Source organism: Asanoa sp. NPDC050611, assembly GCF_040654855.1.
Taxonomy (GTDB): domain Bacteria; phylum Actinomycetota; class Actinomycetes; order Mycobacteriales; family Micromonosporaceae; genus Asanoa.
Window position 1 is genome coordinate 1 of the sequence record NZ_JBFAIU010000114.1, and the last position, 21,394, is coordinate 21,394.

Here is a 21,394-nt window from a genome sequence, read left to right on the forward strand (position 1 = left end):
TGTCCGCGGAAGCCATCCGGCTCGCCCGGATGCTGCACCGGCTGCTGCCCGACGACAGCGAGGCGGCCGGCCTGCTCGCGCTGATGCTGCTGACCGACGCCCGCCGGCCCGCGCGCACCGGGGCCGACGGCGAGCTGGTTCCGCTCGACGAGCAGGACCGGTCGCGCTGGGACCAGAAGGGGATCGCCGAGGGCGTCGCGCTGGTGTCCGGCGCGCTGGCCCGCACCCGGCCGGGCGCCTACCAGCTGCAGGCGGCGATCGCGGCCGTGCACGACGAGGCGCCGACGGCCGCGGAGACCGACTGGCGACAGGTGCTGGCGCTCTACGACCTCCTCGAGCGGGTCGTCGACAGCCCGATGGTGCGGCTCAACAAGGCGGTCGCGGTGGCCATGGTGTCCGGGCCGGCGGCCGGGCTCGACCTGGTGGCGGCCCTCGACGCGGACGAGCGGGTGGCCCGGCACCACCGGCTCGCGGCGGTCCGCGCCCACCTGCTGGAGCTGGCCGGCGACACCGGGGCCGCGGCCGCGGCATACCGGCTGGCCGCCGACCGCACGCTCAGCGAGCCGGAGCAGCGCTACCTGCGCGCCCGGGCGGCCCGGCTGGCGGCCGAGGTGTCCGCCGGCCCGAGCCGCGGGGCCGGCCAGCCGCCATGACCTGGATCCTGCACGTCGACATGGACCAGTTCGTGGCCGCCGTGGAGATCCTGCGGCGGCCGGAGCTGCGCGGCCGGCCCGTCGTGGTCGGCGGGGCGGGCGACCCGACGGCGCGCCGGCAGGTGGTCTCGACCGCTTCGTACGAGGCCCGCGCCTTCGGTGTCCACTCCGGAATGCCGCTGCGCCGCGCGGCCCAGCTCTGCCCGGAGGCCGTGTTCCTGCCGACCGACCCGGCCGCCTACGGCGCGGCGTCCGAGCGGGTGATGGCGGTGCTGCGCGGGTTCCCGGTCGACGTCGAGGTCTGGGGCTGGGACGAGGCGTTCGTCGGCGGTGAGATCGCCGACCCGCAGGGGCTGGCGGCCGAGCTGAAGGCGGCGGTGTTCGCCGAGACGGGGCTGACCTGCGCGATCGGCATCGGGGAGAACAAGCTCCAGGCCAAGGTGGCGGCCCGCTTCGCCAAGCCGGGCGGCGTGCACACGCTCACCACCGCCGAATGGCTGCCCGTGATGGGCGAACGGCCGGCGGCGGACCTCTGGGGCGTGGGCCCGAAGACCAGCCGCAAGCTCGACGAGCTGGGGCTGCACACGGTGGCACAGCTCGCCGCCACGCCGTCCGAGGCGCTGGTCGAGCGGTTCGGGCCGCGGCAGGCGGCGTGGCTGCCGGTGGCCGCGGCCGGCGGCGGCGACACGCACATCAGCACCGAGCCGTGGGTGGCCCGGTCGCGCAGCCGCGAGAACACGTACGCCGAGGATCTGTCCGATCTCGACGACATCTCCCGCGAGGTGGCGGCGATGGCCCGCGCGCTGACCGAGGACGTGGTGGCCGACGGCCGGGAGGTCACCCACGTCGCGGTGAAGGTGCGCTACACGAGCTTCTTCACGCCGACCCGGGAAGCCAAGCTGCGCGAGGGGCCGACCACCGACCCCGAGGTGGTCGAGCTGGCGGCGCTGCGCCTCCTGACGAAGTTCGAGTGGCGGCGGCCGGTGCGGCTGCTCGGCGTGCGGGTCAATCTCGCAATGCCGGACTGACCACTTCGGCCAGCCGGTCGACCTGGTCGACGGTGGGCACCGTGGGGTTCAGGTAGAGCTCGGTCACGCCGGCCGCGGCGAAGGACTTGACCGCGTCGCGGATCGCTTCCGGTGTACGCAGTGCGCCGGCGGCGATCGAGTCGGCGTACTCGCCGAGGAACGCGTAGAAGTCCTGCAGGTGGGCCAGGGAGTGCAGCGCGGCGCCCGGGCCGAGGGCGTAGTGGGCGAGCACGGCGATCCGGGGCTTCCCCTCCCGGCCCGCCTCCTGCCACGCCGTGCGTACCCGGGCGACGTAGTCGATCGCCTGCTCCGGCGACGCGCCGCCCAGGGTCCCGCCGGCACCCCAGGCCACCAGCCGCCGCAGTGCCGGCTCACCGGCGCCGTCGATCATCACGGGCAGCGCGCGGCCGGACGCCGGCGAGTGCTCGGGCTCGCCGCGCCAGATCTGGTGCAGCTGAGCCAGCAGGGCGTCGAACTCCTGGCCCTGCTGTGCGAAGTCGAGGTCCGTGGCCGCGACGTTGTCCGGCCGGTTGCCCGGCGCCAGGCCCAGCGTGAGCCGGGCCCGCGAGATCTGGTCGACGGTGGCCGCCACCTTGGCCAGCAGCGCCGGCGGGTAGGCGGGGCCCAGGATGGTCGTGAACAGCTCGATCCGGCTGGTCACCGCCGCGGCGGCGGCCAGCGCGGTCAGCGAGTCGTGGTTGGGATAGGCGATCCGGTCGATCGTGGAGAGGCCGGCGAAGCCGTGCTCCTCGGCCCGCCGGGCCCACTCGACCAGCGTGCTGCCCGGGACGCCCGGGATCGTGTTGGGTAGGCCGATGCCGATCCTCACCGGCACCAGCCTACGCCGTAATGTCCGTTATGCGATGTGATAGGTGGGTCGGATGACGGCCCGGGCGAGGTCGTGGAACGTCAGGTTGAAGCTGACCACGGCCGGCGAGACGTCCGGCGTCACGTCGAGCTTCTCGACGTCGACCGCGTGCACCGTGATCACGTAGCGGTGCGGGAAGGGCTCGCCCTGCGGCGGCGCGGCACCGCCGTATTCCTTGGTGCCGTAGTCGTTACGCACCGCGAACGCGCCGGCCGGCGGCTCGGCGCCCTGTGCCAGCGAGGTCACCGACACCGGGATGTTGACCAGCGCCCAGTGCCAGAAGCCGCTGTGCGTCGGCGCGTCCGGGTCGTAGACCGTGATCGCGAAGCTCTTGGTGCCCTCCGGGAAGCCCGACCAGGACAGCTGCGGCGACTTGCCCGCGCCGCCGACGCTCGGGTCGGCGAAGGTGTCGGCCATCTGCTGCCCGTCGGTCACGTCCTCGCTGGTCAGCGTGAACGACGGCTTCGGCGGCAGGAGGTCGTAGGGATCCGGCGGAACGGGTCGTTCGAGACTCATGTGATCATCCTTCCTCAGCGTTTCGGCCAGTGCCACGACGGCTCGTCGAGCTTTCCCTGGCCGACGACGTAGCTCACGCCGTAGTCGTCCTTCGCGAGCTCGACCGACTGCAGGTCGGCCTCGCCGCCCTGGAGGTCCAGCGCGGACGCCAGCGCCCGCGAATGGGTGACCACGACGATCTGCATCCGCGCCGACGCGCCGGCGACCAGACCGCCGAGCGGGCGGAGCAGGTCGGGGTGCAGGTTGTTCTCCGGTTCGTTGAGCACCAGCAGTTCCGGCGGCCGCGGCGTGAGCAGGGCGGCCACCCACGTCAGGTAACGCAGCGTCCCGTCGGAGAGTTCAGCGGCGGTCAGCGGGCGCAGCATCCCGGGCTGGCGCAGCGACAGCTCGAACCGGCCCGCGTGTGCCTCGATGCCGAGTTGGCTGCCGGGGAACGCCAGGTCGACGGCGGCGTCCAGGGCCGCGGCGTCGCCGATCTCGCGGATCGTCTCGAGCGCGGGCGCGAGGTCGGCGCCGTCGTGCCCGAGCACCGGCGTCCGGGTGCCGACCTGGGCGGCCCGCATCGGCGCGCCCGCGTCGGTGCGCACCTGGTCGTAGAAGCGCCACGACCGGATCCGCTCGCGGAGCAGCATCAGGTCGGGCGCCAGCCGCGGGTCGACGAACTCGGCCAGCATGCTGTCGTACGGCCGCAGCTTCAGCTCGGTCAGCCGCCACCCGCCGTCCTTGCCCCGCACACTGACCGCGGCGTTCTTCCGCTCGGTCAGCCGCGTTGCCGGCCGCAGCACCGGGCCCGACCACGTGCACTCGCACTTGATCTCCGGGTCGAGCGCGAACAGGCTCCGGTCGCCGCGGATCTGCGGCAGACCCAGGTCGACCGCGTAGCCGAACGACTCGGTGGCGAAACCCAACCGCAGCGCCACCGACTGCGTCCGCACGGTGCCCTGTAGCGGGTGCTCGCCCTCGCGCACGGCGCGCCCGACCGTCTCCGGGCCGGCCCACAGCGTCGACGGCAGCCCGCCCTCCCGGGCCAGGGCCGCCACCGCGCCGTTGCGCGCGGACTCCGCGAGCAGCCGCAGCGTGCGGTAGAGGCTCGACTTGCCCGTGCCGTTGGCGCCGGTCACGACGTTGAGCCGGCGCAACGGCAGGACCAGCCGGCGCAGTGACCGGTAGTTCTCCACCGCGAGCGTGACCAGCACCCGGCCAACCTAACTCAGCAGGCGGGCCACCGAGCGCAACGAGATGGGCAGCCAGCTCGGTCGGAAGCGGGCCTCGTACGCCGCCTCGTAGATCGCCTTGTCGAGCTCGAACGCGCCCAGCAGGGCGGGCCGGGAGCGCGGATCCTCGCCCGCCGCGCTCGCGTAGCCGTCGCAGAACGCGCGCCGGTTGAGGTCGGCCCACTCCCGCGCCCGGTAGACCACCTGGGCGTCGTCGGGCTGGTCGACGATCAGGTGGTGCGGTGCGTACTCGAACGAGCGCAGCATCCCGGCGATGTCGCGCAGCGGCGAGTCGGGCCGGCGCCGCTCCTCGATCGGCTGGCCGGGCTCGCCCTCGAAGTCGATCAGCAGCCAGGTCTTGGGCGTCCGGAGCACCTGACCGAGGTGCAGGTCGCCGTGCACCCGGTGGACGGTCATCCGCTCGCCGCCGACCGCCCGGAACGCGGCGGTCGCGGGTTCCACATAGGGCTCGAGCTCGGGCACGAAGGCCACGGCGCGGTCCAGCCGGGCCAGCATCCGGTCGACCGGGAAGTCGATCGTCTCGCTGCCCAGCTCCTGGGCCAGCGTGCGGTGCACGACCGCGACCGCCTCGCCGAGCCGGTAGGACTCGGCCGAGAAGTCGCCGCCCACCTCGTCGGCCGCCAGGTCCGCCTCCGCGAACAGGTCGCGCACGCTGGTGGTGGCCATCGCCCAGCCTTCGGCGGAGTTCTCCGCGTACGCGGTGAGCATGCCCAACGAGACCGGCTCGCCGTGCTCGTCGGTGCTCTCGACGGCGCCCAGCAACTGGGCGACGTTGGGGCAGCCGGCCCGGGCGAGCACCCGGTTGAGCTCGACGTCCGGGTTGACCCCGGCGACGACCCGGCGGAACACCTTGAGGATCGCGGCCCGATCGAAGACGACGCTGGTGTTGCTCTGCTCGGTGTCGGCGACCCGGGCGGGCGCCTCCAGCGGCAGCTTGGCCTCCGGCTCGCGTCGGAACAGCAACCGGCCGACGACCGCGTCCTGGTCGATGCACTCGAGCAGCGCGCGGGCGGCCCACTCGGCGTAGAGCGCGTCGTAGCCGGTGCGGTCGGCCCCGTGGTCGACGCCGATGGTGGCGGCGCCGGTGAACTCCGGGCGCGGCTCGGCGTCCCAGCCGACGTAGAGCTGGTATCGCTCGGTGCCGCCGTCCGCGTAGGCGACGTCGAGCAGGACGTGGTCGAGCGACTCGCGGAGGGCAGTGACCGCGACGGGCGTGACACTGTGGAGGGTCCGGCCGCGTCCGGCATACCACCGCTGCTGCGGCAGCCAGTCGGCGTACGGCAAAGTCATGAGTCCTCCATGTTCCGTTCGGCCGCCCGAGTCGGGTCGTCCTCTTCGGACGGTGGGGTGAGCTGGAACCAGTAGAAACCATGCCCGGGCAGGGTGAGCAGGTAAGGCAGCTGGCCGATCCGGGGGAACAGGACGCGACCGGTCAGCTCGATCGGCGAGTAGCCCGACCATGCCTGCAGGTTCAGCTCGATGGGTTGGGGGAAGCGGGAAAGGTTGTTGACGCAGAGCACGACGTCGTCTTCATGGTGGCGCAGGAATGCCAGCACGGCCGGGTTGGACCCGCCCATCTCCTGGAACGTGCCGACCGCGAACGAGTCGTGCCGGCGGCGCACCGACAGCATCAGCCGCGTCCAGTTGAGCAACGACGTCGAGCTGTCGCGCTGCGCCTCGACGTTCACAGACTGGTAACCGTAGATCGGGTCCTGGTTGACCGGCAAGTAGATCCGGCCGGGGGTCGAGGTGGAGAAACCGGCGTTGCGGTCGGGCGTCCACTGCATGGGCGTGCGGACACCGTCGCGGTCACCGAGCCAGATGTTGTCACCCATGCCGATCTCGTCGCCATAGTAGAGCACCGGAGATCCCGGCAGGGAGAGCAACAAGGCGGTGAACAGCTCCTGCTGGTTGCGGTCGTTCTCGAGCAACGGCGCGAGCCGCCGGCGGATGCCGATGTTGGCCTTCATCCGCGGGTCCTTGGCGTACTCGGTGTACATGTAGTCGCGTTCCTCGTCCGTGACCATCTCGAGCGTCAGCTCGTCGTGGTTACGCAGGAAGATCCCCCACTGGCAGTTGGCCGGGATGGCCGGCGTGTTGGCCAGGATCTCGGAGATCGGGAAGCGCGACTCGCGCCGGACCGCCATGAAGATGCGGGGCATCAGCGGGAAATGGAACGCCATGTGGCACTCGTCGCCGCCGGACTCGGTGTCGCCGAAGTAGGCGACCACGTCGGCGGGCCACTGGTTGGCCTCCGCGAGCAGCACCCGGCCGGGGAACTCGTCGTCGATCACCTTGCGGCAGTGCCGCAGGAACGCGTGGGTCTCCGGGAGGTTCTCGCAGTTGGTGCCCTCGGACTCGAAGAGGTACGGCACGGCGTCGAGCCGGAAGCCGTCGATGCCGAGGTCGAGCCAGAACCGCAGGACGTCGAGCATCGCGTTCTGCACGGCCGGGTTGGCGTAGTTGAGGTCGGGCTGGTGCGAGAAGAACCGGTGCCAGTAGAACTGCCGGCGGACCGGGTCGAACGTCCAGTTCGACTCCTCCGTGTCGACGAAGATGATCCGGGCGTCCGCGTACCGGTCGTCGCTGTCGCTCCAGACGTAGAAGTCGCCGTACGGCCCGTCCGGGTCCCGCCGGGACTCCTGGAACCAGGGGTGCTGGTCCGAGGTGTGGTTCATGACCAGGTCGGTGATCACCCGGATGCCCCGCTTGTGCGCGGCGTCGAGCAGGGCCACGAAGTCGTCGACGGTGCCGAACTCGGGCAGCACCTTGTAGAAGTCCCGGATGTCATAGCCGCCGTCGCGCAGGGGCGAGTCGTAGAACGGCGGGAGCCAGAGGCAGTCCACCCCCAGCCAGGCCAGGTAGTCGAGCTTGTCGATGAGCCCGCGCAGGTCGCCGGAGCCGTCACTGTCGGAGTCGGCGAACGCACGGACCAGCACCTCGTAGAAGACGGCACGCTGGAACCAGGTCTGGTCGACCGGCACGGTTCGGGCGTGGTGGAAGTCGTCCGAGGTGGGGTGCTCGACGATGCCGCGCTCGACGTGACTGCCCTCGGCCGGGTCCGGTGGCTGCACCGAGATTCCAGCCGTCACGTCAGTCATGCCTCCACGCTAGTGCCGAATCCGGCTCGCCACAGGGTGACGGCGGGCGTGGGTCAGCTGCGTCAGCGAAGATCACCCGGGACGACGGCCGGCCGACCCCGGACCAACGACTTGCGCTCCCGCAACAGCTTGCGGGTGGCGTAACGGTGGTTGCGGTCACGCACCGCGCGGGCGGCCTCGCCGAGCGTGATCGCCGCCCAGAAGGCGGTGGCCGCCGCCGGGCCGTGCCGCATGGCGTGGAGCCGGACCCGGTTGGCGACCATGATGCCCCAGAGCGCGGGCACGTTGCGGGCGTCGCCGCCGTTGTGCACCGCCTCCGCCTCGGGCACGAACGCCAGCCGGAAGCCGTGGTCGGCGGCCCGCAGGGCGAACTCCGTCTCCTCGCTGTAGAGGAAGAAGCTCTCGTCCCAGGGGCCGGTCGCGGTCAGGCAGGCGCGGCTGAACATGGTCACGGCGCCGGTGGCCCAGTCGGCCCGGGTGTCGCGGTCGTAGCCGGCCGGGTCGGCGATCAGCTCACCGCGGCCGAGCCGGCTGGCCCGGTTGCCGCCCAGGACGGCCTCGGCGACCACGCGCCCGACGGTCGGCCGGCGGCGCAGCGAGGTCTTGAACCCACCGTCCCGGCCGATCAGCCGGGGCACCGCGATGCCGACGCCCGGCTCGGCCAGCGCGGCCAGCAGTTGTGCGGCGCAGCCGGGCCGCAGGCGCGTGGTCGGGCTGAGGATCAGCACGGCGTCGGCCGCCGGATCGACCTCGGCGACCACGTTGGCCGCGGCGGCGAAGCCGCGGTTGCTGTCTAGCTGGACCAGGGTCGCCTCGGGCGCCAGGTCCTTGGCGACGGTCAGGGTGTCGTCGAAGGAGCCGCTGTCGACGACGACGAGCCGCCAGTCGTCGACGCCGGCGAGGCCCGCGGGCAGCGCGGCGAGCAGTGGCGCCAGGTTGGCCGCACTGCGGTAGGTGAGCACCCCCACCGTCAGTCGCATCCCCGCCCCCTCGCTCGATCTGCCGACTGCTGAGGCTAGCGGAGGCGGGCCAGCTTGCGTATCACTTGACAGTTCGCGATCTCGCGCGCTCGGCCTGGACCATGATCAACGGATCTGGCACAGCGCGAACACTCCCCGTCGAGCCGGGAACCATCGTGGTCAATACAGGTAGTCAGATTGTCACAGGCTGAACATGGCACGTTTACCCGATGGGATATTCGAGTAACTCTCGTCACAGTCATGACCGGAAGATGGCATGCCGCGACAGCGGGATGACATATGAGGACTTCCGTCGGCAACGCGGGGAACCGACCTTGGGGAGGAGACGGTGACCACCGTCGCGCTCAAAGACGTGACCAAGATCTTTCCGGACGGAACGGTCGCGGTCGACAACGTCAGCCTCGACGTCAATGACGGCGAGTTCATGGTGCTGCTCGGGCCGTCCGGCTGTGGCAAGTCAACCGTGCTGCGGATGGTCGCCGGTCTGGAGGACCCGACCACGGGCGCCATCCTCCTCGACGGCGAGCTGGCCAACGACCTGCCGCCACGCGAGCGCCGGATCGCGATGGTGTTCCAGGACTTCGCGCTCTATCCACACATGTCGGTCGGCGAGAACATCGGCTTCCCACTGCGGCTGTCGAAGGTCGAGCCGACCTCGCGCGGCGAGCGGGTGGCCGACGTCGCCAGCGCCCTCGGCATCGGCGACGTGCTCGGCCGCAAGCCCAACCAGCTCTCCGGCGGCCAGCGCCAGCGGGTGGCGATGGGCCGCGCGATCGTGCGCCGGCCCGGCCTGTTCCTGATGGACGAGCCGTTGTCCAACCTCGACAGTGGCCTGCGGGCCGAGCTGCGGGCGGAGATCTCGGGCCTGGTCCGCGAGCTCGGCGTCAGCACGATCTACGTGACGCACGACCAGGCCGAGGCGCTGACCATGGCCGACCGGGTCGCGATCATGCGTCGCGGCGTCCTGCAGGACGTCGGCACACCCACCCAGGTGTACGGCCGCCCCGCCACCCTCTACGTCGCCGCCTTCCTGGGCAGCCCGCGGATGAACCTGCTGGAGGCGTCGGTCTACGTCCACCTCGACCGGTACGTGACCCTCAACCTCGGCGACCAGGCGCTCTATCTGCCCTGGGACGACATCCGGGCGCGGGCGGTCGCGCACTACCACGGCGAGCGGATCGTGATCGGGCTGCGCGCGGAGGCGCTGACCCCGGTCGCCCCCAACACCCAGGGCGACGTGCTGCAGGGCCGGATCCGCTACCTCGAGCACCACGGGCACGAGTCGCTGGCGTTCCTCGACATCGGCGCGACCGCGGTCGTCGTCGACGAGATGGGCCAGGCACCGGCCGAGCCGGCCACCGAGGGCGGCCCACTGCGCCGGTTCGGGCACGCGATGCAGCGGCTCACCAGCCGCGCCGGCGTCCCTGGCGTGGCGAGCGAGGCGCGGGGGTCGCGTTCCCGCACCAGCGTGCTGAGCGACGAGGGCCGCCACCACCGGCGCCCGGCGGAGCTGGCGGTCCGCCTCGCGCCATACCCGAACGTGCAGCCCGGCACCGCCCTTTCGGTCTCCGTACGCATGGATGCCCTGCACTTTTTCGACGATCGCGGTGACCGCATCGATGTGGGGTGGCGCTGACCAGGCCGGTGGTCTAGCGTCTGTCGCCACGTGAGTCCAGAGAGGATGGCCACCGTGCCGGCAAACAGCCCCGGGCTGCTGATCATCGAACGGATCCTGCGCGACCGCGGCAGCATCTGGCAGCAGATCGTCGACGAACGCGACCTGAACCGCCTCACCGTGCAGATGCTCGCGAGCTCGGCCACGGCCCTCGCGGTCTACGGCGCCGTGCTCGGCTTCTTCAACGGCCCCCTCATGGCACTCACCTCGGCGGTGAAGCTCCCGCTGCTCTTCCTTGTCACGCTGGCCATCTGCCTCCCCACGCTCTACCTGTTCAACCTGGTCTTCGGCGCCCGCCTCTCCATCAAGCAGGCGGTGTCCCTGGTGATGGTGGCGATCACCGTGACCGCCATGCTGGCCGTGGCGTTCGCACCGATCAGCCTGTTCTTCCTCATCACCGCGCCGGACTACGGGTTCTTCAAGCTCCTCAACGTGTCGATCCTGGCCCTGTCGGCGATCGTCGGCCTGCGCTTCCTGACCGGTGGCATGCAGGTGCTGCACGCGCACGGCCTGCTGAGCCCCGCGCCGGCACCGGAGCCGGCCCTGGTCGGCGCGTCGGCCACCGCTTCGTCCCCCCCCGAGCCGGCCACCGCGCCGACCGCAGCCTCCACCGCGACCTCCGCCGAGGTCGCAGCCGCCGCGCCCGTCACCGTGCCCGCCGAAAAGACGCCCGCGACGGTCGGCGCCCCGGTCAGCGCCACGGTTGGCGCTCCGACCGGCGCCTCGACCAACGCATCCGTCGGCGCGGCGGTCGCCAACGGCGACAGCGCCCCGGTCGCGGCCGCCCCGGCGCCGGCGTTGCCGGTGCTGGTCGCCCAGCGCGGATCGGATGAGCGCGTCTGGGACCCGGAGCTCCAGCGCTACCGGTCGACCCGCACCCCGGTCGGCGTCGCCACCGAGCGCCCCGCGAGCATGACCCTGCTCTACATCTGGATCCTCCTGTTCGGCTTCGTCGGCACCCAACTCGCGTGGACACTGCGCCCGTTCTTCGGCAACCCGGACTCCCCGTTCGCCCTCTTCCGCGAGATCGAAGGCAACTTCTACGCGGAGATCATCCGAACCATCTCGCACCTCTAGCCTCGTGTCGGAGACCTTCGACCTCGACGTCGTCTTCGACTGCGCCGACCCGGACCGGGTCGCCAGATTCTGGCTGGCGGCCCTGCCCGGCTACGACTTCCCGCACGGCCCGCCGGACGGTTTCGCGACGTGGCAGGAGTGGGCCGACGCCAACGGTGTCCCCGAAGATCAGCGGAACCTGGCCCGCACCCTCGTCGACCGCACCGGCCACCGGCCGACCATCTTCTTCAACCGGGTCCCGGAGCCGAAGGCCGGCAAGAACCGCCTGCACCTCGACATCAAGGTCGCTAGGGCCTGACCGACGAGGACCGCCGGCGCCGCATCGAAGCGGAGGCCGCCCGACTGTCAGCGGCGGGCGCTCAGGTGGCACGCCGGGTCGACGGCCCAGACGGCTTCTGGATCGTCATGCACGACGTCGAGGGCAACGAGTTCTGCGTCATCTGACGGCGGGGCGCGCCACGTGCCACACCTCGTGCGTCCCCCGTGGAGCCGGATCGTTGGTCTCATGTCGATGAGTACCGAGCAGCCACGCGAAGGTTCACCGCAGGCTCAGACCAATCTGAGCGGATTTTCAGTCCGGAGCTGAAGGCTGGTCCCGGCGGACGGCGGCGGCGCCGTATTTGACAGCGGCCGCGTTGGCCGTCGGGCACTGGCCAGTGTCGCGGCCGCACGCCGTCAGGTCGCACAGGCGGCACAGCCACGCGCCGCCTTCCTTCTCCGCCACGATGCCGCCCATCACGCGCCCGAGCAATCCGTCCAGAGTGGACCGCTCAGCCGCCGACAGCCCCGACAACGCCGCGCGCAACGCGCCCGCGCGCGCCGCGGAGACCCGTTCGGCCGCCGCGCGCCCCGACGGCGTCAGCGACACCGCCCGCGACCGGCCGTCAGCACCCGGCCCCCGGGTAACCAGCCCCGCCTCCGCGAGCCGATCGACCAGACGGACAGCGCCCGACGGGGTCAGCCCCAGCACCCGCCGCAACTGGTCGATCGTCGGCCGGTCAAGGAAATGCAGCAACGCCGACAGCGCGGCGGCAGCCGTGGGGTTCGGTTCCCCCGCGGCCGCCACCGCTGCCGTCGTGCGGTCCGCTACCGCCATCGCGAACGCGCCGAGCAGGTTGGCCTGGTGATCGAGCGGGTCGTTCACGCCAGGTCGTACCGGATGGTCAGTGGCATGTGCGGGTAGTCGGCGTGCGTGGACACGCTCGATGCCGACCCGCTGATCCCGGCCAGCTCGCCGGTGCCCGAGCCCGGCACGATCGTCGTCGTGACCCGGGCGGTCGTGCCGTCGTAGGTGCCGGCCCCCTGCAGCACGAAGCTGCCCGTCCGACCGCCGAGCGTCCCGGTGATCTCCATGATGGACACGTATTCACTCGTGCCGTCGGCCCGGTAGTAGAGCAGCGACTCGAACGACCCCCCGGTCAGACCGTCAGCACCCCCGAGCTTGACCTCCGCCCTGGAGAACTTCCGGCCGTCGTCGAACTCGCGGTAGGGCTTCTCGTCCCACGAGGTGATCTCGAGCTTCGTTTCCATGATCTCGGTCATGCCCTCAACATATGTGTGACTCAATCACATGTCAACTGGAAGCAGCCACCCACCTAGGGGTCGCCCGGAACCAGCCCCCAAACCGCCGCGCAGCCATGGACGCATCGAGGCATAGGAAGGCAGCCTACATGTAGAAATCCAACCCTATGGAGGTACGGACTCATGCGCCGCAGAAGCGTCCTGACCGGCGTACTAGGTGGAACGTTCCTGGTCGCGACCGGCACCGGGCTCTCCGCCTGCGCCACCATCGACACCGTCGGGCAGGTCGACTTCGCCCGGCCGCTGCTGATCCCCCCGCTGGCCGAGTCGCAGATCGACGACGCCGGCCGCCGCGTGTTCAACCTGCACGCCCGGCGCGGCCACCGCGACTTCGGCATCGAGGGCACCACCAGCACGCTGGGCTTCAACGGGGACTACCTCGGGCCGACCCTGCGCGCCCGGCGCGGTGAACAGGTCATGGTCAACGTCGTCAACAACCTCAAGCAGGAGACCAGCGTCCACTGGCACGGCATGCACCTGCCCGCCCGCTGCGACGGCGGCCCGCACCAGCCGGTGCGCCCGGGCGCGACCTGGTCGCCCGCCTGGACGATCAACCAGCCGGCGGCCACCCTCTGGTACCACCCGCACCCCCACGGCCGCACCCGCGAGCACGTCAACCAGGGCCTGGCCGGCCTGTTCATCCTGGACGACGACACACCGGCCCAGCGGGTCCTCCCGCACGACTACGGCGTCGACGACATCCCGCTGATCGTCCAGGACAAGTCGCTGCACAAGGGCGAGATCCGGGACCACAACACCGGCGATCGGCTGCTGGTCAACGGCACCTACGGCCCCTACCTCGACGTGCGCACCGACCGCGTCCGGCTGCGGCTGCTCAACGCGTCGGTCTCCCGCACGTACGCCTTCGGCCTCGCCGACGAACGACCGGTCCAGCTGATCGCCACGGACGGCGGCCTGCTGCCCGCGCCGGTCACCGTGACCCGGATCCGGCTGTCCCCCGGCGAGCGCGCCGAACTGGTCGTGCCGTTCCGGGCCGGCGAACGGATCGTGCTGCGCAGCTTCCCGCCCGCCGCCGGAGGCCGGAACTTCGACGGTGGCAAGGACCAGTTCGACGTGCTCGAGTTCCGGGCGGCGGCCCGCCTGCGGCACGTCGGCACGGTCCCCGACGCGTTCGGCGACTTCGACCGGCTCGACCCCGCGACCGCGACGGTCAACCGCGACTTCAAGCTCAATGGCACCAACATCAACGACGACCAGATGGACCTCGACCGGATCGACGCGGTCGTCGAGAAGGGCACCACCGAGATCTGGACGGTCCGGAACACCGACGGGCAGCGCCACAACTTCCACGTGCACGATGTGCAGTTCCAGGTGTTGTCGGTCGACGGTGAGCGGCCACCCGCGGCGCTCGGGGGCTGGAAGGACACCGTTTTCCTGCCGCCTAAAGGCGAGGTGCGGATCATCCTGCGATTCGCGGATTACGCCGACCCGGACATGCCGTACATGTACCACTGCCACCTGCTCATGCACGAGGACGACGGCATGATGGGCCAGTTCGTGGTCGTCGAGCCGGGGCAGCAGGCGGGCCGTGTGGGCGGCACGGGAGGTCACGACCACGGCCAGCAGGCAGGGTGATCCACGTAACATCGCGTTCTGTGGGTTCGACTAGATTTGACCCGTGCTGGGGCTACCCGATCACGTGACCGCCTGCCTGTTCGACATGGACGGGGTGCTCACGCAGACCGCGACCGTTCACAACGCGGCGTGGACCGAGACTTTTGACGAATTCCTCCGCCGGCGCTCCGCCGAGACCGGCGAGCCGTTCACGGCTTTCGACCCTCGTTCCGACTATCCGAAATACGTCGACGGCCGCACCCGGGCCGACGGCGTGCGGACGTTTCTCGCGTCCCGCGGGATCACCCTCCCGGAGGGTGATCCCGACGACCCACCAGAGGCCGAGACCGTCAACGGCGTCGGCAACCGCAAGAACGCGGTGCTGGTCCGCCGGATCCGCGACGACGGCGTGGCCGTCTACGACGGTTCGGTGGCCTACCTGCACGCGGCCCGCGCGGCCGGCCTCAAGACGGCGGTCGTGTCGGCCAGCGCCAACACGCCCGACATCCTCCGGATCACCGGCCTCGGCGAGCTGCTCCAGGCCCGGGTCGACGGCAACGTCGCGCGGGCCGAGAAGCTGCCCGGAAAGCCGAAGCCGGACACCTTCCTGCGCGGTGCCGAGCTGCTCGGCGTCGCGCCCGCACAGGCGGCCGTCTTCGAGGACGCACTCGCCGGGGTGGAGGCCGGTCGGGCCGGCAACTTCGGCCTGGTGATCGGCGTTGACCGGGTGGGTGGCACCCACGGCGCCGACCTGAAGGCACACGGCGCCGACGTCGTCGTGCGCGACCTTTCCGAACTGCTGGAGGGCACGGCATGATCCGCGAGCGGGCCTATCCGGTCGAGGCGTGGCACGTCCGCGAGACGAGGCTCGACCTGGACGTGCTGGCGCAGGCCGAGTCGGTCTTCGCGCTCGGCAACGGGCACATCGGGATGCGCGGCAACCTCGACGAGGGCGAGCCGCACGGTCTCCCCGGCACCTATCTCAACTCGTTCTACGAGCTGCGCCCGCTGCCGTACGCCGAGGCCGGCTACGGGTTCCCCGAGTCGGGCCAGACGGTGGTCAACGTGACCAACGGCAAGCTGGTCCGGCTGCTCGTCGACGACGAGCCGTTCGACGTGCGCTACGGCGAGCTCGACGCGCACTCCCGGGTGCTCGACCTGCGGGCCGGCACCCTGGACCGGGTCGTGCACTGGCGCTCACCCGCCGGCCGCGCGGTCAAGGTGCGCAGCACCAGGCTGGTCTCGTTCACGCAGCGGTCGATCGCCGCCATCCGGTACGAGGTCGAGGCGGTCGACGAGCCGCTGCGGCTGATCGTCCAGTCGGAGCTGGTCGCCAACGAGGAGCTGCCGGGTCAGAGCCGCGACCCCCGGGTCGCCGCGGTGCTGGAGCGCCCGCTGCAGATCGAGGAACGGGTCACCGACCAGACCCGCGGCCTGCTGATCCACCGTACCAAGCGCAGTGGTCTGCGGGTCGGTGCCGCGATGCACCACGAGATCCAGGGCCCGGCCAAGACCAACATCAACACCGAGTCGCACGACGACTGGGCCCGTACGACGATCGCCTGTGTCCTCAAGCCCGGCGAGAAGCTGGTCGTGGTCAAGCTGCTGGCCTACGGCTGGTCCAGCCGGCGCTCGCTGCCCGCGATCCGCGACCAGGTCAGCGCCGCACTGGCCGCCGCCGAGTTCTCCGGCTGGGACGGGCTGGTCCGCGAGCAGCGGGAATACCTCGACACGTTCTGGGACGCCGCCGACGTGCAGGTCGAGGGCGACTCCGAGGTGCAGCAGGCGGTCCGGTTCGGCCTGTTCCACGTGCTGCAGGCCGGTGCCCGGGCCGAGCTGCGGCCGATCGCCGCCAAGGGGCTGACCGGCCCCGGCTACGACGGCCACGTCTTCTGGGACACCGAGATGTTCGCGCTGCCGGTGCTGACGTACACCCAACCGGTGGCGGTGGCGCACGCCCTGCGCTGGCGGCACGCCACCCTGGAGATGGCCCGCGACCGGGCCAAACAGCTCGGCCTGCGGGGCGCCGCGTTCCCGTGGCGGACCATCCGCGGCCAGGAGTGCTCGGGCTACTGGCCGGCCGGCACGGCCGGGTTCCACGTCAACGCCGGCATCGCCGACGCGGTCCGCCGTTACGTGCAGGCCACCGGCGACGACGACTTCGAGCGCGAGATCGGCCTGGAGCTGCTGGTCGAGACGGCCCGGCTCTGGCACTCGCTCGGCCACCACGACCGCCACGGCAAGTTCCACATCGACGGGGTGACCGGCCCCGACGAGTACACGGCGGTCAAGAACGACAACATCTACACCAACCTGATGGCGCGGCGGAACATGCTGGAGGCCGCGGCCTGCGTCAACCGGCACAGCGAGCGGGCCTGGCGGCTCGGCGTCGACGACGAGGAGACCGCGGCCTGGCGGGACGCGGCCGCCAACATGCACATCCCGTACGACGAGGAACTGGGTGTGCACCCGCAGGTCGAGGGCTTCACCCGCTATCAGGAGTGGGACTTCGACAACACGCCGCCGGAGAACTACCCGCTGCTGCTCAACTACCCGTACTTCGACCTCTACCGGCGCCAGGTGGTCAAGCAGTCCGACCTGGTCCTGGCCATGCATTGGGCCGGCGACGCGTTCACCGACGAGCAGAAGCTGCGCAACTTCGACTACTACGAGCGGCGCACGGTGCGCGACTCGTCGCTGTCGGCCTGCACGCAGGCGGTCGTCGCGGCCGAGGTCGGTTATCTCGAGCTGGCGCACGACTACCTCGGCGAAGCGGCGCTGATGGACCTCCACGACATCCACAACAACACCCGGGAGGGGCTGCACATCGCGGCGCTGGCCGGTGCGTGGCTGGGGCTGGTGGCGGGCTTCGGCGGCATGCGCGACCACGAGGAGCAGCTGACCTTCGCACCGCGGCTGCCGGCCCGGATCAGCCGGCTGGAGTTCGCGCTGATGTGGCGGGGCATGCGGCTGCGGGTCGACGTGCGGCAGCACGAGGCGACCTATTCGCTGCGCAACGGCGAGACGGACGCCAGTCTCGACCTCACCCATCACGGCGAGCCGGTCACGGTGACCTGTGAGAAGGAGGTCCGGATGAAGATCCCGCCGCTCGAGCCGCACCGGCGCCAGCCGCGCCAGCCGGCGGGTCGGGCACGGCCAAGGGCGGCTTCAAGTCGGTCGGCGACCTGCGCAATGTCGACGGCATCGGCGCCAGCCGGTTCGAGGAACTGAAGGACCTGGTGACGGTATGACCACCGACCCGGGACACGAGCGGCCGCCACCGGACCTGCGCTTGGTGGGCATGGCCCTCGGCACGTGGCTGAGCGCACTGGTGGCGCTGTACCTGAGTGCCCGCACCAGCGCCCTGACGGCCGCAGTCGCAGCCGCGGTCGGAGGGGTGCTTCTGCTGTGGAACAACCGCTTCCATCGCGCCGAGCCGGTGGGTGGAAGCTCGCCGCTGGCATTGGGCCGAAGAACGAATGCCCGAGCGTCGTTGGTTGTTGCGCGGCCATCCCAGGTACGCGATCCGGGTGCCGGTGGGGTCGGGACGCGCGTCGGTGACCGGGACGTCGGCGGTGGTGCTCGGGCAGTGCTGAACGCAGGGCGAGTCACGAGCGGCCGAGTGCGCCCTGCGGAGCCCGCCCCCGAAGGCGCGGCGCTGACCAGCTGGCTGTTGTGGCGCGGGCGTGAGATAGCTCAGGGCATGGTGGGCCGGCACGTCGCCGCGGCAGTACTGCTCGGCGTTGTCTGCGGCGCAGGCGCCACGGCGGCCCGCGTCGCGGTGCGGGACGCGCCCGAGATCGCGGCGTTCGCCGACCGGCGGGCCTCCGTGGTGGCCGAGGTGGTCGTGCGTGACGACCCGCGGCTGGTCGGGGGCGGGAACCGGCCGATGTACGTCGTCGTCGGCGACCTGCGTTGGCTGCGGCCGGTAGGCGCCGATCAGAACCAGGTCGCGGTAAGGGCCCGGATCCTCGTGTTCGCCACGCACCAGGCGTGGGGTGAACCGCTGCCTGGCCAGCGCGTACGCGTGGAAGGCAGGCTCGGCCAACCACGCGGCGGCGACCTGACCGCGGCGGTCATCTCCTCCAGCGCCGCCCCTGAGCTGGTCGGGCGGTCGTCCTGGGCGCAGCGGGCCGCCGGATCGCTCCGTTCCGGTCTCCAGCGGGCGTGCGTGACCCTGCCACCCGAGGCCGGCGGCCTGCTGCCGGGGCTCGTACTCGGGGACACCAGCCGGCTCGACCCGGCGGTGGCCGACGACTTCAAGACCACCGGCCTCACGCACCTGACCGCGGTTTCCGGAGCGAACGTCGCGATCGTGATCGGATTCGTGCTTCTCCTCGCCCGTTGGTGCCGGGCCGGCCGGTGGACGGCTGCCATCCTTTGTGGGCTCGCGCTGGTCGGGTTCGTGATTCTCGTCCGGCCGTCGCCCAGTGTCGTGCGCGCGGCCACCATGGGCGCGATCGGGTTGTTGGCGTTGGCCAGCGGGCGGTCGCGGGCCGCGGTGCCGGCATTGGCCGCGGCGATCGTTGTGCTCGTGGTCGTCGACCCTGACCTCGCGGGCGACGCTGGCTTCGCGCTATCCGTACTGGCGACCGGCGGCCTGCTGCTGCTCGCGCCGAAGATGCGGGACTGGCTGCGCCGCCGGCGCGTTCCGCCGGGTCTGGCCGAGGCGCTCGCGATCCCCGCTGCCGCACAGGTGACCTGCGGCCCGGTCGTCGCGGGGCTTTCCGGCGCGGTCAGCCTGGTGTCGATACCGGCCAACCTGCTCGCCGCGCCGGCCGTAGCACCCGCGACCGTCCTCGGCGTCTTCGCGACGATCACGTCGTCCTTCTGGCCCGCCGGAGCGGGGTTCCTCGCCTGGGTGGCGCATTGGCCGGCCCAGTGGCTTGTGCTCATCGCCCGCCATGGAGCGGCGACGCCGATGGGCAGCCTCCCGTGGCCGGGTGGCGTGAGCGGCGGGGTGCTGATGGGTGTGCTCACCGTGGTCCTGCTCGTCGTCATGCGGCGCCGGCTCGCGCGGCGGCTCGTGGCGGTCGTGGCAGTGGCGGCGGTCGTCGGCGCGCTGCCGGTGCGACTCCTCACCAGCACCTGGCCCCCGGCCGGCTGGGTGGTCGTGGCGTGCGATGTCGGCCAGGGCGACATGGCGGTGCTACCGGTGGGCGGGGCGGCCGCGATCGTGATCGACGCCGGCCCCGACCCGGCGTCGGCCGACGCGTGCCTGGACCGGCTGGGTGTACGCACCGTGCGCCTGTTCGTGGTGAGCCACTTCCACGCCGACCATGTGGGCGGCGTGGACGGGATCGGGCGCGGGCGGCGGATCGAGGCTGTCGCCACACCACGCCACGCGGAGCCGGACAGCGGTCGGGACCTCGTCGTCGGTGTGGCCGGGGAAGCGCGGGCGGTCGTCATGCCGGTCGACGCGGGGTGGCGGTCGTCGGTGGGGTCGGTGGACCTCCTGGTGCTGGGACCGCCGGTGGAGATGTCCGGAACACGGTCTGATCCGAACAACAACTCCCTCGTTCTCCGGGCGACCGTCGGCGGGGTGGGGGTCATGCTTCCCGGCGACGCCGAGGAGGAGGAGCAGCGGGCGACCATCGACCACTATGGCGCGGCGGCGCTGCGGGCCCAGGTGCTCAAGGTGGCGCACCACGGCAGTGCGTACCAGGAGCCGGCGTTCCTGGACGCGGTCGACCCGGTGGTGGCGCTCGTGTCGGTCGGCGTCGATAACGATTACGGTCATCCGAACCCGGCGTTGCTCGCCCGCCTGACCAGCGACGGCGCGCGGGTGTTGCGCACCGACCTGGGCGGTGACCTGGCAGTCGTCCGGAGGGGAGGTGGTCTCGCGGTCGTTTCGTCGGGCAGCCCGGGCGGTCGAGGCTGATCCCGTGTACGGGATGATCGACGCATCATGGCACAGCCCATGACGGACAACAATTTGTCGGGATTTGCGGTTGATGAGTGATCGACAACTCATATGGGTGAGGACGTTCGGTCAGTCAGGGGCGCGTGCGAGTATGGCCCGGTGACCGGCGCCCTTCCCTCAATTCAACTCGTGCTCGGCGACGAGGAACTGCTGGTGGCGCGCGCCGTGGAGAGGGCTGTCGAGGTCGCGAAGGCGGCTGACGCGTCCACCGATGTGCGGCAGTACGAGGCCAACACGCTCGCCGCGGGTGAGCTGGCCGAGATGGTCAGCCCGTCGCTGTTCGGCGGTCGCCGCCTCGTGGTCGTGCGCGGCGGCCAGGACGCCCGCAAGGACCTGGTGGCGGCGCTGCTCGACTATGCGAAGCACCCGGATCCCGAGGTGACGCTGGTCGTCACGCACACCGGTGGTGGCCGGGCCAAGGCGTTGGCTGACGGCCTCCGCCAGGCCGGCGCCGACGTGGTGGCCGCCGCGAAGCTCAAGTCCCACCGCGACCGAGTGGCGTTCGTCCGGGAGGAGCTTCGGCGGGGGAGCACCCGCGGCTCCGAGGAGGCCGCGGAGGCCTTGCTGGCCGCCGTGGGCAACGACCTACGGGAGCTGGCGGCCGCCTGCTCGCAGTTGCTCGCCGACGTCGAGGGCCGGATCGACGCCGCGACGGTGGCGCGCTACTACCGCGGCCGGGCCGAGGTGAGTGGCTTCACCGTGGCCGACGCCGCGATGGTCGGCGACGTGCCCGCCGCCCTCGAGGCGTTGCGCTGGGCACTGCACGTCGGCGTCGACCCGGTCCCGATTGCCGACGCGATCGCCGACGGCGTCCGCACGGTCGCGCGGGTCGCTTCGGCGGGGCGTGGCAACGCCTATCAGATGGCGAGCGCGCTCGGCATGCCCGCGTGGAAGATCGAGCGCGCCCAGCGCCAGGCTCGCGGTTGGACCCCGGAGGGCCTCGTCACCGCCATGCGCGCCGCCGCCGAGTGCAACGCCGAGGTCAAGGGCGGCGCCGACGACCGCGGGTACGCGCTGGAACGCGCTGTCTTCGCCGTTGCCGCCGCCCGCGCGGGTGACTCGGGCCGCGGCGGCCAAGGGGCGGACGGACCTACCCACCCTCCAAGCCATCGAGCGAGCAGCAGGCGCGATCTTCCACACGATAGGCATGGCAGAGATCGCAGACGACGACCCACCGCCACT

At 71.5% G+C, this 21,394-nt stretch carries 18 protein-coding genes and 1 pseudogene; 11 read left to right on the plus strand and 8 right to left on the minus strand.

The window, feature by feature from the left end; all coding sequences use genetic code 11:
- Positions 1-653: DUF6596 domain-containing protein (locus AB0H87_RS19015; protein ID WP_360146807.1), on the plus strand; the 653-nt coding region annotated here is incomplete at its 5' end.
- A complete protein-coding gene (locus AB0H87_RS19020; RefSeq protein ID WP_360146810.1) occupies positions 650-1,681 on the plus strand; it encodes a DNA polymerase IV in 1,032 nt (343 codons plus the stop codon). The genes AB0H87_RS19015 and AB0H87_RS19020, both read left to right, overlap by 4 nt.
- Here AB0H87_RS19020 and AB0H87_RS19025 read toward each other — a convergent pair.
- The 6 genes from AB0H87_RS19025 to AB0H87_RS19050 form a co-directional block, all read right to left on the minus strand.
- Positions 1,659-2,510 (minus strand): LLM class flavin-dependent oxidoreductase, encoded by an 852-nt coding sequence (locus tag AB0H87_RS19025; protein ID WP_360146813.1) that lies wholly within the window; start codon positions 2,508-2,510, stop codon positions 1,659-1,661. The two genes, AB0H87_RS19020 and AB0H87_RS19025, sit on opposite strands and share 23 nt — an antisense overlap.
- A gap of 27 nt (positions 2,511-2,537) precedes the next feature.
- A complete protein-coding gene (locus AB0H87_RS19030) occupies positions 2,538-3,065 on the minus strand; it encodes a YbhB/YbcL family Raf kinase inhibitor-like protein (protein ID WP_360146816.1) in 528 nt (175 codons plus the stop codon).
- Positions 3,066-3,079: 14 nt separating this feature from the next.
- Positions 3,080-4,261 carry an AAA family ATPase gene (locus tag AB0H87_RS19035; RefSeq protein ID WP_360146819.1) on the minus strand — a complete coding sequence of 394 codons (1,182 nt, stop codon included), beginning with the start codon at positions 4,259-4,261 and terminating at the stop codon, positions 3,080-3,082.
- Positions 4,262-4,270: 9 nt separating this feature from the next.
- Entirely contained in the window at positions 4,271-5,590 is a 1,320-nt protein-coding gene (locus AB0H87_RS19040) for a maltokinase (RefSeq protein WP_360146821.1), read from the minus strand.
- Positions 5,587-7,401 carry a maltose alpha-D-glucosyltransferase gene (treS, locus tag AB0H87_RS19045; protein WP_360146824.1) on the minus strand — a complete coding sequence of 605 codons (1,815 nt, stop codon included), beginning with the start codon at positions 7,399-7,401 and terminating at the stop codon, positions 5,587-5,589. Before treS ends, AB0H87_RS19040 begins: the two co-directional genes overlap by 4 nt.
- 62 nt (positions 7,402-7,463) lie before the next feature.
- Complete coding sequence (locus tag AB0H87_RS19050; protein ID WP_360146827.1) at positions 7,464-8,381, minus strand: glycosyltransferase family 2 protein; 918 nt, start codon at positions 8,379-8,381, stop codon at positions 7,464-7,466.
- Positions 8,382-8,709: 328 nt separating this feature from the next.
- Between AB0H87_RS19050 and AB0H87_RS19055 the strand changes: the two genes are divergently transcribed.
- From AB0H87_RS19055 to AB0H87_RS19070, 4 genes are all read left to right on the plus strand, one after another.
- The gene (locus tag AB0H87_RS19055; RefSeq protein ID WP_360146830.1) at positions 8,710-10,017 is read left to right on the plus strand and encodes an ABC transporter ATP-binding protein; all 1,308 of its coding nucleotides are present in this window, start codon (positions 8,710-8,712) and stop codon (positions 10,015-10,017) included.
- A gap of 54 nt (positions 10,018-10,071) precedes the next feature.
- On the plus strand, positions 10,072-11,133 hold the full coding sequence (locus AB0H87_RS19060) for a hypothetical protein (RefSeq protein WP_360146833.1): 1,062 nt from the start codon (positions 10,072-10,074) through the stop codon (positions 11,131-11,133).
- A 4-nt stretch (positions 11,134-11,137) separates the two neighbouring features.
- Entirely contained in the window at positions 11,138-11,431 is a 294-nt protein-coding gene (locus tag AB0H87_RS19065; protein WP_360146836.1) for a VOC family protein, read from the plus strand.
- A 65-nt stretch (positions 11,432-11,496) separates the two neighbouring features.
- Complete coding sequence (locus AB0H87_RS19070; protein WP_360146857.1) at positions 11,497-11,577, plus strand: hypothetical protein; 81 nt, start codon at positions 11,497-11,499, stop codon at positions 11,575-11,577.
- A 127-nt stretch (positions 11,578-11,704) separates the two neighbouring features.
- Here AB0H87_RS19070 and AB0H87_RS19075 read toward each other — a convergent pair whose 3' ends face one another.
- Positions 11,705-12,277, minus strand: a complete 573-nt coding sequence (locus AB0H87_RS19075) for a MarR family transcriptional regulator (RefSeq protein WP_360146839.1) — start codon at positions 12,275-12,277, stop codon at positions 11,705-11,707.
- A complete protein-coding gene (locus tag AB0H87_RS19080) occupies positions 12,274-12,675 on the minus strand; it encodes a DUF3224 domain-containing protein (RefSeq protein ID WP_360146842.1) in 402 nt (133 codons plus the stop codon). Before AB0H87_RS19080 ends, AB0H87_RS19075 begins: the two co-directional genes overlap by 4 nt.
- 162 nt (positions 12,676-12,837) lie before the next feature.
- Between AB0H87_RS19080 and AB0H87_RS19085 the strand changes: the two genes are divergently transcribed.
- From AB0H87_RS19085 to holA, 5 genes and pseudogenes are all read left to right on the plus strand, one after another.
- Positions 12,838-14,310, plus strand: coding sequence for a multicopper oxidase domain-containing protein (locus AB0H87_RS19085; protein WP_360146845.1), 1,473 nt, complete (start codon positions 12,838-12,840; stop codon positions 14,308-14,310).
- Between the two features lie 43 nt (positions 14,311-14,353).
- Positions 14,354-15,106: a beta-phosphoglucomutase family hydrolase gene (locus tag AB0H87_RS19090; protein WP_360146848.1), complete on the plus strand. Its 753-nt coding sequence runs from the start codon at positions 14,354-14,356 to the stop codon at positions 15,104-15,106.
- Positions 15,103-17,520 (plus strand): glycoside hydrolase family 65 protein, encoded by a 2,418-nt coding sequence (locus tag AB0H87_RS19095; protein ID WP_360146851.1) that lies wholly within the window; start codon positions 15,103-15,105, stop codon positions 17,518-17,520. Before AB0H87_RS19090 ends, AB0H87_RS19095 begins: the two co-directional genes overlap by 4 nt.
- A 391-nt stretch (positions 17,521-17,911) precedes the next feature.
- Complete coding sequence (locus AB0H87_RS19100; RefSeq protein ID WP_360146854.1) at positions 17,912-20,170, plus strand: ComEC/Rec2 family competence protein; 2,259 nt, start codon at positions 17,912-17,914, stop codon at positions 20,168-20,170.
- Positions 20,171-20,263: 93 nt separating this feature from the next.
- Positions 20,264-21,262: pseudogene (holA, locus tag AB0H87_RS19105) on the plus strand (DNA polymerase III subunit delta); the annotation flags it as partial.
- Positions 21,263-21,394: the final 132 nt, after the last annotated feature.

Bases quoted from the DNA above. Each gene is read 5' to 3' on its own strand.
- AB0H87_RS19020 (WP_360146810.1), top strand. From the start codon at position 650: ATGACCTGGATCCTGCACGTCGACATGGACCAGTTCGTGGCCGCCGTG.
- AB0H87_RS19050 (WP_360146827.1), bottom strand. From the start codon at position 8,381: ATGCGACTGACGGTGGGGGTGCTCACCTACCGCAGTGCGGCCAACCTG.
- AB0H87_RS19080 (WP_360146842.1), bottom strand. From the start codon at position 12,675: ATGACCGAGATCATGGAAACGAAGCTCGAGATCACCTCGTGGGACGAG.
- AB0H87_RS19085 (WP_360146845.1), top strand. From the start codon at position 12,838: ATGCGCCGCAGAAGCGTCCTGACCGGCGTACTAGGTGGAACGTTCCTG.
- AB0H87_RS19095 (WP_360146851.1), top strand. From the start codon at position 15,103: ATGATCCGCGAGCGGGCCTATCCGGTCGAGGCGTGGCACGTCCGCGAG.
- AB0H87_RS19040 (WP_360146821.1), bottom strand. From the start codon at position 5,590: ATGACTTTGCCGTACGCCGACTGGCTGCCGCAGCAGCGGTGGTATGCC.
- treS (WP_360146824.1), bottom strand. From the start codon at position 7,401: ATGACTGACGTGACGGCTGGAATCTCGGTGCAGCCACCGGACCCGGCC.
- AB0H87_RS19030 (WP_360146816.1), bottom strand. From the start codon at position 3,065: ATGAGTCTCGAACGACCCGTTCCGCCGGATCCCTACGACCTCCTGCCG.